A 16,657-nucleotide genomic window follows, 5' to 3' on the forward strand; every position below is an offset into this window, starting at 1 on the left:
AAGCGCTTGCTGCCACGACGCCGCGCGGGCTAGGCACCAGCCATGGAGAGCATCGAAACTCAGCAGAGCCGGACCGGCGGCCGCATCCTCGTCGACCAACTCGTCGCGCAAGAATGCGAGCGCATCTTCACCGTGCCGGGTGAGAGTTTCCTCGCCGTGCTCGACGCACTGCACGATGTGCCGGCGATACAGACGGTGGTGTGCCGGCAAGAGGGCGGGGTCGCGTTCATGGCCTGCGCCGACGGCGCGCTGACGCACCGTCCCGGCATCGCCTTCGTCACGCGCGGGCCGGGTGCGACCAACGCCAGCATCGGCGTCCACGTCGCGCGGCAGGACTCGCAGCCGATGATTCTGTTCGTCGGCGACGTCGACCGCGGCACGCGAGACCGGGAGGCGTTTCAGGAGATCAATTTCGAGGCGATGTTCGCGCCCGTCGCCAAATGGGTCGCGCGCATCGACGACGCGCGGCGCATCCCCGAATATGTCGCGCGCGCCTATGCGGTCGCGATGAACGGACGTCCCGGCCCGGTCGTACTGGCGCTGCCCGAGGACATGTTGCTCGACCGCGTCGAGGCGACCGACCGCCCGCGGGTCGAGCGCGCCGCGCAAGCGCCCGACGCGAACGCGATGGCGCAGCTCGCCGACCTCCTCGCCACGGCCGAACGGCCGGTCGCGATCATCGGCGGTGCCGGATGGGACGAACGCGCGGCGGAGGACATCGCCGCCTGGGCCGACCGCGTCGGGGTACCGCTGGTCGCCGCGTTCCGGCGGCAGGACGCGGTGCCGAACGACTGCCCCGCTTATGCCGGCAATCTCGGCTACGGCCCCAACCCCAGGCTCGTCGCGCGGGTGAAGGCGGCCGACCTGCTGCTGGTGGTCGGCCCGCGGCTCGGCGAGGCGACGACCGACGGCTACTCGCTGATCACGCCCGACCATCCGGGTCAGCGATTGGTCCACGTCCACCCGGACGCGAACGAGCTCGGCATGACCTACCGCACCGATTTCGCGATCTGCGCCGGCATGGCCGAGTTCGCCGAGGCGCTGCTGGCGGTCGATGGCTCCGCGCACCCCACTGCACCCGAGGCACGCGCCGACTATGAGGCGTGGACCACACCCACCCCCCGCGACGGCGTCGCGCTCGATCTCGGTCCCTGCGTCGCGACGATGCGCGAGCGGCTGCCCGCCGACACGATCATCTGCAACGGCGCGGGCAATTTCTCCGGCTGGTGGCACCGCTACTGGCGCTATGCCGGGCCGGGCACGCAACTCGCCCCCACCAGCGGCGCAATGGGCTATGGCGTGCCGGCAGCCGTGGCAGCGAGCCTGCGCCGGCCCGATCGCACCGTCGTCGCGGTGGCGGGCGACGGCGACTTCCTGATGAACGGACAGGAACTCGCGACCGCCGTGCAGCACGGCGCATCGCTTCTCGTGATCGTCGTCGACAACGGCGCCTACGGCACGATCCGCATGCACCAGGAGCGCGAGTTCCCGCGGCGGGTGTCGGCCACGCGGCTCATCAACCCCGACTTCGCCGCGCTCGCGCGTGCCTTTGGCTGCTGGTCGGAAACGGTGGAGGCGACCGCCGACTTCGCCCCCGCGCTCGACCGCGCGGTGGCGCAAGGCGGCGTGCGGCTGCTCCACCTCAAGACCGACGTGGAGGTCATCACCGCCGCGACCACGCTCGAGGCGATCCGCAACCGCTGACGTGCTACGTGGTTGAGGAACGATGGCCGATGATCCGCACAGCGTTTCCGACATCCTCGACGCGATCAACGATCTCGCGGACAAGAGTGGCAAAGTCGCTGTTGGCGATGTTGTCGAAGCGCTCGGCAGTCGCGGCTTCGGACCCTTCCTGGTCGTCATCCCGCTGATCGACATCTCACCGATCGGCAGCATCCCGGGCCTGCCGACCGCGCTGGCGATCGTGATCGTGCTGATCGCCGGCCAGATGGTACTCGGACGCGAGCATCTGTGGCTGCCCGCTTTCGTCGAGCGCCGCGCGATCTCGTCGGGCAAGGTGAAGGAGGCTACGAAGAAGGTCCGTGGCCTCGCGCGCTTCCTCGATCGCTGGTTTCACGGTCGATTGTCTGCGCTGACCAGGGGGCAGTTCGTGCGCACGGCGGCGGTCGGATGCATCGTCATGGCGATGTGCGTGCCGCCGCTCGAACTCCTGCCGCTCGCGACCACCGCGCCGATGCTCGCGATCGCCGCATTCGGGCTCGCGCTGACCGTGCGCGACGGCGTACTGATGATCGCGGCGAGCGCGCTGGCCATTGCCGCGGTCGCAATCGGCACCGGCCTGCTGTTCAACAAATGAAAAAGGCCGCTCCGATGTTCGGAGCGGCCCTTTCAATTACGGTCTGGCAAGGATCAGATATCGTCGCCGAGCGCGCCCTTGACGCTGCCCTTCATCTGCTCGCCCTTGCCCTGCGCCTGCTGCGCTTCACCTTCCGCGGCCAGGCTGGCGTCGTTGTTGTGCTCGCCGATCGCTTCCTTGGCCTTGCCAACCAGCTCGTTGACGTTGCCCTTGATCTTGTCGGTCAGTTCACCCATCGCGATTACTCCTTCATCAAAGGCTGTTGAACCCGGTGCTGGAGAAACGAGGATGCGCGGGGGTTGTTCCGCGTCCGACCTGATTCAGATCAGGCCGGCGAGCGGGCTCGACGGGTCGGCGTAACGGCGCTGCCCCATGCGACCCGCGCGGTAGCTCATCCGCCCGGCCTCAACCGCCGCCTTCATCGCCGCCGCCATCATGATCGGGTCCTTGGCTTCCGCGATCGCGGTGTTCATCAGCACGCCGTCGCAGCCGAGCTCCATCGCCACCGCCGCGTCCGACGCGCAGCCAACCCCGGCGTCGACCAATACCGGCACCGTGGCGCCCTCGACGATCAACCGGATCGTGACGCGGTTCTGGATGCCCAATCCCGACCCGATCGGCGCACCGAGCGGCATGATCGCGACCGCGCCCGCTTCCTCCAGCTGCTTCGCCGCGATCGGATCGTCGACGCAGTAGACCATCGGCTTGAAACCCTCGCGCACCAGCACCTCGGTCGCCTTCAGCGTCTCGCGCATGTCGGGGTAGAGCGTTCGCGCCTCGCCCAGCACCTCCAGCTTGACCAAGTCCCAGCCGCCCGCCTCGCGCGCGAGCCTCAGCGTGCGGATCGCCTCGTCGGCGGTGAAGCAGCCCGCGGTGTTCGGCAGGTAGGTCACGCGCTTGGGATCGATGAAGTCGGTCAGCATCGGCGCCTTCGGATCGGACACGTTGACGCGTCGCACCGCAACCGTGACGATCTCCGCGCCCGACGCCTCGAACGCGGCGGCGTTCTGCGCGAAATCCTTGTACTTGCCGGTGCCGACGATCAGGCGCGATCGGAACGTCTTGCCCGCGACGGTCCAGCTGTCGTCGGCGATTGGGCGCGCATGGTCGCCGCCGCCGACAAAATGCACGATCTCCAACTCGTCGCCGTCCTCAACGTAGACGTCACCCAGCGTCGAGCGCGGCACGATCTCCAGGTTGCGCTCCACCGCCACCTTTTCGGGCAACAGCCCCAGCTGCTCGGCCAGCGCGGCGATCGTCAGCCCCGCCTTGACGCGCTTGTGCTCGCCGTTGACGACAATCGAGACGGTTCCGTCGGAATGGGGCATGGCTTTGTGCATCGAGGGTGTGCGCCCCCGTCCGTTGTCGGGCTGGATGATCGCTGGCCCCGTGCTCCGCCTTCCCGGCGAAACGAAGCGCGGCCCTTCGACAAGCGGCGGGCGAGCGGGCTAGAGCGGTGACGCACCGGCACCTAAGCCCCGCCTGCCCTATGTTCAAGAAAGCAGCTCATGCCCGCACCCGATAACGCCCCCTCCCCGTCGAACACCGTCTATGTCTTGAACGGTCCCAACCTCAATCTGCTCGGCACGCGCGAGCCCGAGATCTACGGCCATGACACGCTCGACGACATCGCCGGGCGGCTCGAGGACCGCGCGCGCGACCTGGGGCTCAGCATCGACATGCGGCAGTCGAACCACGAGGGGCATCTGGTCGACTGGCTGCACGAGGCGCAGGCGTATGACGCGCGCGCGGTGATCCTGAACGCCGGCGCGTTCACCCACACCTCGATCGCGCTCCACGACGCGATCAAGGCGATCCGCACGCCGGTGATCGAGGTGCACCTGTCCAATCCGCACACGCGTGAGGATTTCCGCCACACCTCGTTCGTCGGTCGTGCCGCACGCGGAACCATTGCGGGATTCGGCGCGCTATCCTACGCCCTCGCGCTTGAAGCGGCGGCACAGTTCTGACACAGCGCGCGCCCTTGAAGGGGAATCAAGGCTGATGGCCGACATGAACGAAGCAAATGGGGGTGGCGCGATGCAGGTCGACGTGAACCTCGTGCGCCAGCTCGCCGAGCTGCTCGACACCACGCAATTAACCGAGATTGAGGTCGAGGACGGCGATCGCAAGATCCGCGTCGCGCGCAAGGCAGCGCAGGTCGCCGCCGCGCCGATGCATTATGCCGCGGCACCTGCGCCCGCGCAGACCGCGGCACCCGCCGCCGCCCCGCAGGTCGACAATGCCGGTCCCTCGGCGCCGAGCGACGCCAATGCGGTACGCTCGCCGATGGTCGGCACCGTCTATCTCGCCGCCGAGCCGGGCGCGAAGCCGTTCGCGAGCGTCGGGCAGACCGTCGCCGCCGGCGACACGCTGCTGATCGTAGAGGCCATGAAGGTGATGAACCCGATCACCGCGCCGTCGGCCGGCACGGTCAAGGCGGTGCTGGTCGAGAACGGCCAGCCGGTCGAGTTCGACCAGCCGCTCGTGGTGGTCGAGTAAGCATCGGTGCCGCAGATCAAGAAACTGCTGATCGCCAATCGCGGCGAGATCGCGCTGCGCATCCACCGCGCCTGCCATGAAATGGGGATCAAGACGGTCGCGGTGCACTCCACCGCCGACGCCGATGCGATGCACGTGCGGCTCGCCGACGAAGCGATCTGCATCGGCCCGCCGTCCGCGGCCGAGAGCTACCTCAACATCCCCAACATCATCTCTGCGGCCGAAATCTCGGGCGCCGACGCGATCCATCCGGGCTACGGCTTTCTCAGCGAGAATGCCAAGTTCGCCGAGATCGTCGAGTTGCATAACCTGATCTTCGTCGGGCCCAAGCCCGAGCACATCCGCACGATGGGCGACAAGATCGAGGCGAAGCGTACCGCGGGCGCACTCGGCCTGCCGCTCGTCCCCGGCTCGGACGGCGCGGTCAGCGACGTGGATGAGGCCAAGGCGATCGCGCAAGCGGCCGGCTATCCCGTCATCATCAAGGCCGCCTCTGGCGGCGGCGGGCGCGGCATGAAGGTCTGCACCAGCCCGGATCAGCTCGAAACATTGATGGCGCAGGCCGGCAGCGAGGCAAAGGCCGCGTTCGGCGACGCCACCGTCTATATCGAAAAGTACCTCGGCAACCCACGCCACATCGAGTTCCAGATCTTCGGCGACGGCAAGGGCAACGCGATCCACCTGGGCGAGCGCGACTGCTCGCTCCAGCGCCGCCACCAGAAGGTGCTGGAGGAAGCGCCCTCGCCGGTCATCACGCCCGAGGAGCGCGCGCGCATGGGCGGCATCTGCGCGCGTGCGATGGCCGACATGGGCTACCGCGGCGCGGGGACGATCGAGTTCCTGTGGGAAAACGGCGAGTTCTACTTCATCGAGATGAACACCCGCCTGCAGGTGGAGCATCCGGTGACCGAGGCGATCACCGGGCTCGACCTGGTGCGCGAGCAGATCCGCATCGCCGAGGGTGAACCGCTGACGCTGCGTCAGGAAGACGTCGTATTCCGCGGCCACGCGATCGAGTGCCGCATCAACGCCGAGGACCCGCGCACCTTCGCGCCCTCGCCCGGCCTCGTGAAGCAATATCACGCACCCGGCGGCATGCACGTCCGCGTCGATTCGGGGCTCTACGCGGGCTACAAGGTGCCGCCTTATTACGACAGCATGATTGCCAAGCTGATCGTCTACGGCACCACGCGCCAGGGTGCGCTCCGCCGCCTGCGCCGCGCGCTCGAAGAGTTCGTGATCGAGGGGATGAAGACCACCATCCCGCTGCACCAGGCGCTCCTTGACGATCCCGAGTTCCAGACCGGCGATTACACCATCAAATGGCTCGAAGACTGGTTGGCCCGCCAGGACGCCTAACCTGCATCAACGAGACAGATTATCGCCGGGGCAAGTGACTGAGCTTGCCCCGGCTTTTCGTTTCGCCTGATGGTGCGAGGTTCCGACATGCTGGACCACCCGCCGATGCGCGGTAGAAGGCATCATGCACGAGACCCGGCGATGAAGGCGACGATCCTCCACAACCCGCGCTGTTCCAAATCGCGCGAGGCGCTCGCGATCCTGCACGAGGTGGGCGCCGAGGTGACGGTGGTCGATTACCTCAATCATCCGCCGATGCGCGACGAACTGGCCCAACTCTACACGATCGCCGGGATCAGCCCGCGCGACGGCTTGCGCAAGGACGCGCCCGCGGTCGCCGACGACGCGGCCGCACTCGACCTGATGGCACGCGACCCGCGCACCATCGAGCGTCCGCTGGTCGCGACCGAAAAGGGCGTGCGCCTCGGCCGGCCGCCATCCGCGATCCGGGCGATCCTGTGACGCTGCCCGAGAAAACGCGCTGGCGCGTCGAGCGCGCGACCAAGGCAGCGGTGATCATCGACGCCGACGCTTATTTCCGCGTCGCGCGCGAGGCGATGCTGAACGCCAAAGAGCAGATCATGCTGGTCGGCTGGGATTTCGACGCGCGCATCACGCTCGCCTACGAGGACGATCATCCCGAGGCCCCCACCACGGTCGGCGACTTTATTGACTGGCTGGTGAAGCGCACGCCGACGCTTCAGGTCTACATTCTCCGCTGGGACAAGGGCGCGATCAAGACACTGTTCCGCGGGCGTACCTTGTGGATGCTGACGCGCTGGCGCTTTCGCGAGAAACGCATCCACCTTAAACTCGACGGCCATCATCCGACCGCCGCGTCGCAGCACCAGAAGATCGTCGTGATCGACGATTGCATGGCGTTCTGCGGCGGGATCGACATGACCGACGAGCGCTGGGACACGCGCGATCATGTCGCCGACGACGAGCGCCGCCGCTCGCCCAACGGTTTCTCGTACAAGCCGTGGCACGATGTCACCACCGCGTTGCAGGGCCCGGTCGCGCGCGCGCTCGGCGAATTGTGTCGCACACGCTGGACAATCGCGGGCGGCGCCGAGATCGCGGCGCCATCGCACACCGGCGAATGCTGGCCCGAGAGCCTGCCCGTCGAGTTCAGCGACGTCGACGTCGCAATCTCGCGCTCGCAACCGCTTCACGACGGGCAGGATGAAATCCTCGAGATCGAGGAATTGTACCTCGCGCTGATCGCGCGCGCGAAGCGTCGCATCTACGCCGAAAGCCAGTATTTCGCCTCGCGCCGCATCGCCGAGGCGATCGCCAAGCGCCTGGTCGAACCCGACCCGCCCGAGATCGTCGTGATCAATCCCACCAACGCGCAGGGCTGGCTTGAGCCGATCGCGATGGACACCGCGCGGGCGCGCCTCGTCGCTGAATTGCAACACCGCGACCATGCCAAACGCTTTCGCATGTACCACCCGGTGACGACCGACGGCACCGGCATCTACTGCCATGCCAAGGTGATGGTGGTCGACGACGACGTGATCCGTATTGGCTCGTCGAACTTTAACAACCGCTCGCTCCGGCTCGACACCGAATGCGACGTGACGATCGCCGACGACGGCGACCGGATCGCGGCGATCCGCGACGACCTGCTCGCCGAACATCTCGCGATCGATGTGGCGCAGGTCAGCGACGGCGTGAAGCGCGACGGATTGATCGCGACGATCGAACGCTTGCGCGGGAGCGGCAAGACGCTGATCCCGTATGAGATCCCCGACCTGAACGGCGTCGAGGCATGGCTGGCCGAGAACGAGGTGCTCGACCCCGAAGGTCCGGCCGAGATGTTCGAAGCGTTCGAGAAGCGCGGGCTGCTGCGGCGGCTCAGGCATCGCCGGCATCGCCGCCGCTGAGTGCACCCGGCCGTGCCGCGCGGCGGCGGCTCAATCCTCGGTTGCGGCCTCGTTCGCGCTCTGCTGATCGACCACGCCTTCCTGCTCCTCTTCAGCGGCGATGTCCTTCAACTCCTCGGGCGTCGGCTTGGTCGGATCGGTCATACAATAACTCTCCTTCGCCGCGGCAAACGCGCGAAGCTCGCTTTCGGCTGCGCTGGCATCGGCGCGCCTCCCCCGCTATGCGCGCGCACATGACTTCGATTACCCCCGAGATCGTCGCCGAACACGGCCTGTCGCCCGAGGAATACGACCGCGTGCTCCACGCACTCGGCCGCGAGCCGAACCTGGTCGAACTCGGCATCTTCTCGGTGATGTGGAGCGAGCATTGCTCGTACAAGTCGAGCCGCATCCACCTGAAGAAACTGCCTACGCAAGCCCCCTGGGTGATCTGCGGTCCGGGCGAGAATGCGGGCGTGATCGACATCGGTGATGGGCAGGCCGCGATCTTCAAGATGGAGTCGCACAACCACCCCTCGTACATCGAGCCCTATCAGGGCGCGGCGACCGGGGTCGGCGGCATCCTGCGCGACGTGTTCACGATGGGCGCGCGGCCCGTCGCCAACATGAACGCGCTGCGCTTCGGCCGGCCCGATCACCCGAAGATGCGCCACCTGATCTCGGGCGTCGTCCACGGCATCGGCGGCTACGGCAATTGCGTCGGCGTGCCGACCGTCGGTGGCGAAGTGAACTTTCACCCGGCCTATGACGGCAACATCCTGGTCAACGCGATGACCGTCGGCGTCGCCGATACGGACAAGATCTTCTATTCGGCAGCATCCGGCGTCGGCAATCCGATCGTCTATGTGGGCTCGAAGACCGGGCGCGACGGCATCCACGGCGCGACCATGGCCTCGGCCGATTTCGGCGAGGATGCGGATGCCAAGCGCCCGACCGTCCAGGTCGGCGATCCCTTCACCGAGAAGCTGCTGATCGAGGCATGCCTCGAACTGATGGCGTCGGACGCGATCGTCGCGATCCAGGACATGGGCGCGGCCGGGCTCACCTCCTCCTCGGTCGAGATGGCGTCGAAGGGCGGTGTCGGCATCGAGCTGATCATGGACGACGTGCCGCAGCGCGAAACCGGCATGACGCCGTACGAGATGATGCTGTCGGAGAGCCAGGAGCGGATGCTCATGGTGCTGAAACCCGGCCGCGAGGCGTTCGCCCAAGCGATCTTCGAGAAATGGGAACTCGACTTCGCGGTCATCGGCCACGTCACCGAGACCGGCCGCATGGTGCTGAAATGGCGCGGTGAGACGGTGTGCGACATCCCGCTAGGGCCCCTCGCCGACGACGCGCCGCTGTACGACCGCCCGCACGTGCCGACTCCGCCGGCCAAGGCCCTGGTGAACGTGCCCGAGTGCCGCGACCCCGCCGCCGACCTGCTGACGCTGATGGGCTCCCCCGACATCGCCAGCCGCCGCTGGATCTGGGAGCAGTATGACCACATGGTTGGCGCCGACACGGTGCAGCGCCCCGGCGGCGACGCTGCGGTGGTGCGCGTCCATGGCACGGACAAGGCGCTCGCCATGACCACCGACTGCACCCCGCGCTATTGCTACGCCGATCCGGTCGAAGGCGGGAAACAGGCGATTGCGGAGGCGTGGCGCAACCTGACCGCGGTCGGCGCGACCCCGCTGGCGGTCACCAACTGCCTCAATTTCGCCAACCCGCAGCGGCCCGAGATCATGGGGCAGATCGTCGGCTGCCTAGAGGGGATGAGCGAGGCGTGCCGCGCGCTCGATTTCCCGATCGTGTCGGGCAACGTCAGCCTGTACAACGAATCAAAGGCGACCGGCGGCGGCTCGGCGATCCTGCCCACCCCCGCGATCGGCGGCGTCGGTCTGCTGAAGGCTTGGGACAAGAGCGCGACGATCGCGTTCAAACAGGCCGGCGACATCATCATCGTCATCGGCCGCCGCCGCGGTGACCTCGGCCAGTCGCTGTGGCTGCGCGAACTGCACGCGCGCGAGGAAGGTCCGCCGCCGCGCGTCGACCTGGACGCGGAGCGCCGCACCGGCGACTTCGTCCGCCGCGCGATCGACGCGGGACAGCTCTCCGCGGTCCACGACGTCTCCGACGGCGGCCTCGCGGTCACGATCGCGGAGATGGCGCTCGCGGGCAACATCGGCGCGATGATCGACCGCGCGCTGCCGTTCGATACCGCCGCCTCGCTGTTCGCCGAGGATCAGGGCGTCTATGTCGCGACCGTCCATGACCATGCTTTGCTCGACTTTCTGCAATCCGCGCTCGACGCCGGGATCGATGCCGAGCCGCTCGGCCGCGCGATCGGCACGCGCGTGATCTTCGAGTTGCGCGACGGCGATTATGCCGTCTCGCTCGCCGACCTGCGCCGCGCGCATGAAGGCTTCTTCCCTACGCTGATGGCGACCGAGCCGGCGTTGTAAGCGGTCGCGGCTGTACCTTCGCCCCGGTCTGCCGCACAATGCGGTGCGACCGGGGAGGATGGTGATATGAGTGACGATCGGGATGTCCGCTACGAGGTAGCAGACGGCATTGCGACGCTGACGCTCGATCGCCCCGAACGGCTGAACACGATCTCGCACGCGATGCTCGATATGCTCGCGGCGTTGCTCACCCGCGCGAACGACGATCCCGCGGTGCGCGTTGTCATCCTGACGGGCGCGGGCCGCGCATTCTGCGCCGGGCTCGACCTCAACGCCGCCACTAGCGGCGACGGGATCGGCGCCAGCCACGCGCGGCATCCACCGACGATCGACCTGCGCACCGCGCCTCCGACCGTGCTATTCGCGATGGACAAGCCTGTCGTCTGCGCGCTCAACGGCTCGGCCGCGGGCTACGGCATGGACTTGGCGATCGGGTGCGACATCCGAGTGATGGCTGAGAGCGCGAAACTCGCCCCGGCCTTCGTCAAGCGCGGGATCGTCCCCGAATCGGGCGGCACCTGGCTGCTGCCGCGGATGATCGGCTGGGCCAAGGCGGCGGAGGTGATCTTCACCGGCCGGACGCTCGATGCCGTCGAAAGCCTCGCGCTCGGCCTCGCCAACCACGTCGTTCCCGATGGCGAGGTGCTGGCCAAGGCACAACAGATCGCACGCGACATCGCCGCCAACGCGCCGCTCGCGGTGCAGGCGTCGAAACGGATGATGCGGATGGGCCTGAACGAGACGTTCGAGACGCACGTCCAGCACGTCTATCTCCAGTTACTGCCGCTGTTCGCGTCCGATGACTTTCAGGAAGGCATGCGCTCGTTCCTTGAGAAGCGCGCACCGACCTTCGCGGGCCGCTGACGCGCGTGGAGGCGAACGCGCGTTTCCCATCGCTCGACGTCATCCGCGGGGTCGCGGTGATGGGGATCCTGCTCGCCAACATCGTCGCGTTCGGCCTACCCGAGGCGGCGTATTTCTCCCCGCTCGCCTGGGGCGGATCGGGACCGGCGGAGAGGACCGCCTGGTTCCTCAACTTTGTCTTGGTCGAGGGGCGTTTCCGCGGCCTGTTCTCGTTCCTGTTCGGCGCATCGATGCTGCTGGTGATCGAGCGCGCCGACGCAGCGGGGGAGAATGGCGCCGCGCTGCACCTGCGCCGCATGGTCTGGCTATTCGTGTTCGGCTGCCTCCACCTCTATTTGTTCTGGTGGGGCGACATCCTGGCGCATTACGCGCTGGTGGGCGTATTGGCGCTGTTCTTCTGTCGGCAGAACACGCGCACGCTGGTGCTGCTGTCGCTCGCTTCGCTTGTCGTGGCGCTCCTCCTCAACGCAGCGACCGCGACCGCGTTGTTCGCCGCGGCGGCGCGCGCCACCCCCGGCGACACCGCATTGTGGAACGGTTTCGCGAGCGCGTTCGGCGTGCCGCCGCGTGCCGAGTTGCTGGAGCAGATCGCGGCGATGCGCGACGGCTTTGGCGCAGCCGCCGCGTGGAGGTGGAACCACGCGCTCGATCCGTTCACCTTTCTGCCGATCGGCGGCGCGGAGACGCTGGGCGCAATGCTGCTCGGGATGGCGGCGCTGCGCTCCGGCTTCGTGACGGGTGAATGGTCGCGCCACGCCTATGCACGGGTCGCGCTCGTCTGCGTGCCGCTCTCGCTCATCGGCTATGCCGCGATCGGCTGGCACACGATGGCGACCGGCTTCGACCAGCGCTACGTATATCTGGGATCACTGGTGCTGAGCGAGCCGTTCCGCACACTCGGCTATCTCGGTTATGCCGCGCTCGTGATCCTGCTGCTCCGCCCTGACGGCGCGCTGTCCGCGCGGATCGGGGCTGTGGGGCGAATGGCGTTCAGCAATTATCTCGGCACCACGCTGCTGATGGACCTGGTTTTCGCCGGCTGGGGCCTCGGCCTGTTCGGCGCGATCGGCCGCGCCTGGCTCTACGCGATCGTGCCCGCGGTCTGGTTGGTCATGCTGGTCTGGTCACCCGCGTGGCTCGCACGCTATCGTTATGGTCCGCTCGAATGGCTGTGGCGCAGCCTGGTCCGCGGGCGGCCCGCTGCGCTTCGCCGCTAGCTGACGCGGCGACCGAAGCCCCCGCCGCGACGCAGCGGCGTCGCCGCCGCCTCGCGCTCCAGCAGGTTGAGCGTCGCCTCGAACAGGGGACGCAGCGCGAGCACGTCGGTTACCCCCGCGACCGGGCTGGTGTGCAGCTCGACGCATTCACGCGCGAGCGTTTCCAGTTTCTCGGCCAGTGCCGCGAGCGGCGTCGCCCCGAACTGGCTCGCTTCGCCTTTCAGCGTGTGCGCGGGCAGCACCAGTGCCGCCGCATTGCCGTCGCGCGACGCCGCCTCGATCGCGTCGAGCGACTTGATCCCATCCTCGCGGAAATAACCGAGGATACGCGCGAAATCGCTGCCCAGCTCGGCCCGCGCGCGCGCCAGCGCGACGCGGTCGACCAGCACTCCTCCTTCGAACGACACTAACCGCCTCCCTCGCACTCTCGAACAGTCGTGCGCCGACGTTAAACGCGGGAGGGTAAACGGACGGTAAGGAGCGGCGCGCGCTTTCCTACAATTGCCTCAACTGTCGAACGGATTCTTGGGCGCGCGCAAGGTGAGCCGAACAGGCACCGCGCCAAAGCCGAGTTCGCGGCGAATACCGTTGATCAGGTAACGCTGGTAGCTCATCGGCAATTGATCGACGCGCGTGCCGAACAGGATGAAGCCGGGCGGGCGGGTCTTCGCCTGCGTGATGTAGCGCAGCTTGATCCGCTTGCCCCCCGGCGCGGGCGGCGGGTTCGCCTCGACCGCGCGCTCGAACCAGCGGTTGAGCTCGCCGGTGCCGACGCGGCGCGACCAGGCGTCGCGCGTCTCGAAGGCGGCGGCGATCAACTGGTCGATCCCCTTGCCCGTCGCCGCCGACACGGTCAGCAGCGGCACGCCCTTCACCTGCGCCAATCCTTCTTCCAGCGCGGCCTTGACGCCGTTGAAGGTCTTCGACGGCTCCTCGGAGATGTCCCATTTGTTGAGCGCGATGACGAGCGCGCGGCCTTCTTCCAGCACGCGATCGGCGATGCGCAGATCCTGCGATTCGAGCCCCAGCGTCGCGTCGAGCAGCAGTACCACCACCTCGGCGAAATCGACCGCGTGGAGCGCGTCGGCGACCGACAGCTTTTCGAGCTTGTCCTGCACCTTGGCACGCTTGCGCATCCCCGCGGTGTCGATCAAGCGCACCTGGCGCGGCCCCATCGGGCTGCCAAGCCATTCCCAGTCGACCGCGATCGAATCGCGCGTGATCCCGGCCTCGGGGCCCGTGATCATCCGGTCCTCGCCCAGCATCCGGTTGACCAACGTCGACTTGCCCGCGTTCGGTCGCCCGACGATCGCGAGCTTGAGCGGCGCGTCGGGGCTCTCGTCCTCGTCCTCCTGCTCGACCGCGTCGTCGTCGCGCTCGATATGCGGCAGCAGCGCCTCGAACAGGTCGGCGATGCCCTCGCCGTGTTCGGCCGAGAGCTGCACCGGGTCACCGAAGCCGAGCGAGAGCGATTCGAGCACGCCCTGCTCGCCGCTGCGCCCCTCGGCCTTGTTGGCGACCAGCACGATCGGCGTCGACGAACTGCGCAGCCAGCGCGCGATCTCTTCGTCGAGCGGGATCACGCCCGCGCGCGCATCGAACAGGAACAAGGCGACGTCGGCGCTGTCGACCGCGGCCTGGGTCTGCCGCCGCATCCGGCCGGGCAACGTGTCGGGGTCCTCGTCCTCGTAGCCGGCGGTGTCGATAATGCGGAAATCGAGGCCGAGTAGGTGCGCCTCGCCCTCGCGCCGGTCGCGCGTCACGCCGGGACGATCGTCGACCAGCGCGAGCTTCTTGCCGACAAGGCGGTTGAACAGCGTCGACTTGCCGACGTTGGGACGGCCGACGATCGCGACCACAGGTAAACGGGACATGATGCGCTGACGCCTAGCGCATCATGCCGTTCGCGTCACCTCACCTCACGACGCTCGCAGCCAACCCGCGTGCATCGCTCACCGATAAGCGGAGAGCTGTCCCTTGTCGTCGAGCACGTAGAGCGTCTTGTTGGCGACGATCGGCGGCAGCGAAAAGGCGTTACCCGCCTCGATCGTCGTCTGCTGGCTGCCATCCGCCGGCGATACCGCGACCAGTTGCCCGCGCGAGTTGGTCAGCCACAATCGCTCACCCGCCAGCACCGGGCCGAACCAGGTGTAGGCGTTCTCGCGCTTCTTCTCGTTCTTGAACGCCGGCAATTGGCCGATCCAGCGCACCTTGCCGTTGGCGCGCGACAGGCTGACGACGCGCGCGTCGTCGGTGACGACGAACAGCCACTCGCCCGCCAGCCACGGCGTCGAGATGCCGGCGAAATTCTGCTCCCACAACCGCTGGCCGGTGCCGAGGTCGAGCGACACCATGCGCCCGCCCTCACCGATCGCGTAGACGCGGCCGTTCTCGATCACCGCGTCGGCGTTGATGTCGGCGAGGCTCGACACCGAGGTCGAGATCGCGGTGCGCGACAGGGCGTCCTGCCACAGATTGCGCCCGTTCTCGTAACGATAGGCGTTCAGTTCACCCGAGGAGAAGCCCGCCACGATCGTGCCCGAACTCGCCGCGGGCGCCGCGACGCCGAACAGCCCCTGCGTTTCCAGGCTGGCGCTCTGCGTCCACACGACCTTGCCGTCGGCCTGGTCGAGCGCGAAGATCTGATTGTCCTGGCTCAGCACATAAACCTGGCCGTTCGCGAGCGTCGGCGCGCCGCGCAGCGGGCCGCCGGGCTTGGCGCGCCACAATTGCTTGCCGTCCGCCGCGTTGAACGCGACCACGTCGCCCAGGCCATCGGTCGCATAGACCTTGCCATCGTCGTAGCTGGCGCCGCCGCCGAAGCGTGCCGCGCGGTTGTTGTCGCCCTCGGGCACGGCGGCGGTCCACAGCTTCGCACCCGTGTCGGCGGCAAAGGCGTGCAACGTCGCATCGACGTCGACCACGAACAGCTTGTTCTCGGCGACGACCGGCGCGGCGCCCAGGCGCTGGCGGTTGCTGCCGCCGTCGATCTGCGCGGTCCACGCCCGCGTCGGCGAGGCGGCGAGTGCCAGATGCCCCATCGACTTGTCCGCGCTGCCGCCCGACTGCGACCAATCGGTATTCACCTCGGGCGTCGGCAGCAGCACCTGAACGCTGGCGAGCGACGGGTCGATCTCGGCGCGGTTCTCGGATGCCAGGATCGACACGCGATTGCCGACCGTCGGCGTTTTCTTGGGCGAACCCTTGAACACGCCGCATCCGCCCAGTGTCAGCGCGATGCTCAGCGCAACGGGGCCCAGCGCAACGCGCGCCGCCTTGCCAACCTTCATTCCGTCATGCCCCTGCTGGCCGCGACATCCTGCGGCAGTGCGTCGATCCCCAATACACCCGCCATCTGAACCGCACGTTGACGCAGCGACGCGGGCACCGTCTTGTTCCGCGCGATCCGCGCAAAGGTCTGCCCGGCGAGGTCGCGCTTGCCTTGCGCCAGATAGGCCGCGCCGACCATCTCGCCCGCGCTACCCATATAGGCGCTGCCCTGCACGCTCAGCGGACTCAGTCGCTGGATCACCACGTCGGGCTTGAGCGTGTCATATTCGGCCGCGGTCTGGCGGATCAGCGCGAGGTCGCGGAACGGCTTGGCGATGCTCGTGTCGTTGGCCACGGTGGCGAACTTGGCCGCGGCGCCCTTCAGGTCGTTCTTGGCAAGCAGCACGTCGCCTTGCGAGAACAAGGCGAGCGTCCGGTACCCGTCGCGCTTCGATTGCGCGAGCTCGGCCAGCGGCTTGGCCGCGCCGTTGAAGTCGTTCGCGCCCAGGTAATCGTAGGCGGTCTGGAGCGTTTCGCCCTCCTTCTCCGCCGCCACGCGCGCCCGGTGCTGCCAGAACAGATAGCCGGCAAAGGCGACGAGCAGCGCAACCACCGCGATCACGATCACGCGGCCGTAGCGCTGCCACAGGCCGATCATCTGATCGCGACGATATTCCTCGTCGACCTCGCGCAGGAACGCCTGATTATTCTGCGGCGTCAGGGCCACGTCTTGCTCCACATGCTCGTCGAAAGTCGCGGCGGCTTAGCCGCTCGTCCGCTGAAACGAAA

General features: G+C 67.7%; 16 protein-coding genes. 10 read left to right on the plus strand and 6 right to left on the minus strand.

The window, feature by feature from the left end:
* The first annotated feature begins 42 nt into the window (after positions 1–42).
* Both Q0579_RS10855 and Q0579_RS10860 read left to right on the plus strand, forming a co-directional pair.
* Complete coding sequence (locus Q0579_RS10855; RefSeq protein ID WP_298812049.1) at positions 43–1,704, plus strand: thiamine pyrophosphate-binding protein; 1,662 nt, start codon at positions 43–45, stop codon at positions 1,702–1,704.
* A gap of 22 nt (positions 1,705–1,726) precedes the next feature.
* Positions 1,727–2,317, plus strand: coding sequence for an exopolysaccharide biosynthesis protein (locus tag Q0579_RS10860; RefSeq protein ID WP_298812051.1), 591 nt, complete (start codon positions 1,727–1,729; stop codon positions 2,315–2,317).
* Between the two features lie 53 nt (positions 2,318–2,370).
* Here Q0579_RS10860 and Q0579_RS10865 read toward each other — a convergent pair whose 3' ends face one another.
* On the minus strand, positions 2,371–2,553 hold the full coding sequence (locus Q0579_RS10865; protein ID WP_298812053.1) for a CsbD family protein: 183 nt from the start codon (positions 2,551–2,553) through the stop codon (positions 2,371–2,373).
* Positions 2,554–2,637: 84 nt separating this feature from the next.
* Entirely contained in the window at positions 2,638–3,645 is a 1,008-nt protein-coding gene (gene thiS / locus Q0579_RS10870; protein ID WP_298812055.1) for a sulfur carrier protein ThiS, read from the minus strand.
* Between the two features lie 180 nt (positions 3,646–3,825).
* Between thiS and aroQ the strand changes: the two genes are divergently transcribed.
* From aroQ to Q0579_RS10910, 8 genes are all read left to right on the plus strand, one after another.
* Positions 3,826–4,287, plus strand: a complete 462-nt coding sequence (gene aroQ, locus Q0579_RS10875; RefSeq protein WP_298812056.1) for a type II 3-dehydroquinate dehydratase — start codon at positions 3,826–3,828, stop codon at positions 4,285–4,287.
* Between the two features lie 43 nt (positions 4,288–4,330).
* A complete protein-coding gene (accB, locus tag Q0579_RS10880; RefSeq protein ID WP_298812466.1) occupies positions 4,331–4,819 on the plus strand; it encodes an acetyl-CoA carboxylase biotin carboxyl carrier protein in 489 nt (162 codons plus the stop codon).
* Positions 4,820–4,825: 6 nt separating this feature from the next.
* Positions 4,826–6,178 (plus strand): acetyl-CoA carboxylase biotin carboxylase subunit, encoded by a 1,353-nt coding sequence (gene accC / locus Q0579_RS10885; protein WP_298812058.1) that lies wholly within the window; start codon positions 4,826–4,828, stop codon positions 6,176–6,178.
* Positions 6,179–6,319: 141 nt separating this feature from the next.
* Positions 6,320–6,640 (plus strand): ArsC/Spx/MgsR family protein, encoded by a 321-nt coding sequence (locus Q0579_RS10890; RefSeq protein WP_298812059.1) that lies wholly within the window; start codon positions 6,320–6,322, stop codon positions 6,638–6,640.
* Positions 6,637–8,067, plus strand: coding sequence for a phospholipase D-like domain-containing protein (locus Q0579_RS10895; protein WP_298812060.1), 1,431 nt, complete (start codon positions 6,637–6,639; stop codon positions 8,065–8,067). Before Q0579_RS10890 ends, Q0579_RS10895 begins: the two co-directional genes overlap by 4 nt.
* Positions 8,068–8,300: 233 nt before the next feature.
* Positions 8,301–10,517, plus strand: a complete 2,217-nt coding sequence (purL, locus tag Q0579_RS10900) for a phosphoribosylformylglycinamidine synthase subunit PurL (protein WP_298812062.1) — start codon at positions 8,301–8,303, stop codon at positions 10,515–10,517.
* Positions 10,518–10,583: 66 nt separating this feature from the next.
* Entirely contained in the window at positions 10,584–11,381 is a 798-nt protein-coding gene (locus Q0579_RS10905) for an enoyl-CoA hydratase-related protein (protein ID WP_298812065.1), read from the plus strand.
* Between the two features lie 5 nt (positions 11,382–11,386).
* Entirely contained in the window at positions 11,387–12,598 is a 1,212-nt protein-coding gene (locus Q0579_RS10910; protein ID WP_298812067.1) for a DUF418 domain-containing protein, read from the plus strand.
* On the opposite strand, the gene Q0579_RS10915 is transcribed toward Q0579_RS10910, so the two are convergent.
* The 4 genes from Q0579_RS10915 to Q0579_RS10930 form a co-directional block, all read right to left on the minus strand.
* The gene (locus Q0579_RS10915; protein WP_298812069.1) at positions 12,595–13,005 is read right to left on the minus strand and encodes an Hpt domain-containing protein; all 411 of its coding nucleotides are present in this window, start codon (positions 13,003–13,005) and stop codon (positions 12,595–12,597) included. The two genes, Q0579_RS10910 and Q0579_RS10915, sit on opposite strands and share 4 nt — an antisense overlap.
* Before the next feature lie 99 nt (positions 13,006–13,104).
* Positions 13,105–14,472, minus strand: a complete 1,368-nt coding sequence (gene der, locus Q0579_RS10920; RefSeq protein WP_298812071.1) for a ribosome biogenesis GTPase Der — start codon at positions 14,470–14,472, stop codon at positions 13,105–13,107.
* Positions 14,473–14,550: 78 nt separating this feature from the next.
* Entirely contained in the window at positions 14,551–15,888 is a 1,338-nt protein-coding gene (locus Q0579_RS10925; RefSeq protein ID WP_298812073.1) for a PQQ-like beta-propeller repeat protein, read from the minus strand.
* A complete protein-coding gene (locus Q0579_RS10930; RefSeq protein WP_298812075.1) occupies positions 15,885–16,595 on the minus strand; it encodes a tetratricopeptide repeat protein in 711 nt (236 codons plus the stop codon). The genes Q0579_RS10925 and Q0579_RS10930 overlap by 4 nt, the downstream gene beginning before the upstream one ends.
* Between the last annotated feature and the right edge of the window lie 62 nt (positions 16,596–16,657).

The sequence above is a fragment of the uncultured Sphingomonas sp. genome (genome assembly GCF_936927845.1).
Lineage (GTDB): Bacteria > Pseudomonadota > Alphaproteobacteria > Sphingomonadales > Sphingomonadaceae > Sphingomonas.

Coding starts and splice junctions, on each gene's coding strand:
- Q0579_RS10925 (WP_298812073.1), bottom strand. CDS start 15,888: ATGAAGGTTGGCAAGGCGGCGCGCGTTGCGCTGGGCCCCGTTGCGCTG.
- purL (WP_298812062.1), top strand. CDS start 8,301: ATGACTTCGATTACCCCCGAGATCGTCGCCGAACACGGCCTGTCGCCC.
- Q0579_RS10865 (WP_298812053.1), bottom strand. CDS start 2,553: ATGGGTGAACTGACCGACAAGATCAAGGGCAACGTCAACGAGCTGGTT.
- Q0579_RS10890 (WP_298812059.1), top strand. CDS start 6,320: ATGAAGGCGACGATCCTCCACAACCCGCGCTGTTCCAAATCGCGCGAG.
- Q0579_RS10855 (WP_298812049.1), top strand. CDS start 43: ATGGAGAGCATCGAAACTCAGCAGAGCCGGACCGGCGGCCGCATCCTC.
- thiS (WP_298812055.1), bottom strand. CDS start 3,645: ATGCCCCATTCCGACGGAACCGTCTCGATTGTCGTCAACGGCGAGCAC.
- aroQ (WP_298812056.1), top strand. CDS start 3,826: ATGCCCGCACCCGATAACGCCCCCTCCCCGTCGAACACCGTCTATGTC.
- accB (WP_298812466.1), top strand. CDS start 4,331: ATGAACGAAGCAAATGGGGGTGGCGCGATGCAGGTCGACGTGAACCTC.
- Q0579_RS10860 (WP_298812051.1), top strand. CDS start 1,727: ATGGCCGATGATCCGCACAGCGTTTCCGACATCCTCGACGCGATCAAC.
- der (WP_298812071.1), bottom strand. CDS start 14,472: ATGTCCCGTTTACCTGTGGTCGCGATCGTCGGCCGTCCCAACGTCGGC.
- Q0579_RS10905 (WP_298812065.1), top strand. CDS start 10,584: ATGAGTGACGATCGGGATGTCCGCTACGAGGTAGCAGACGGCATTGCG.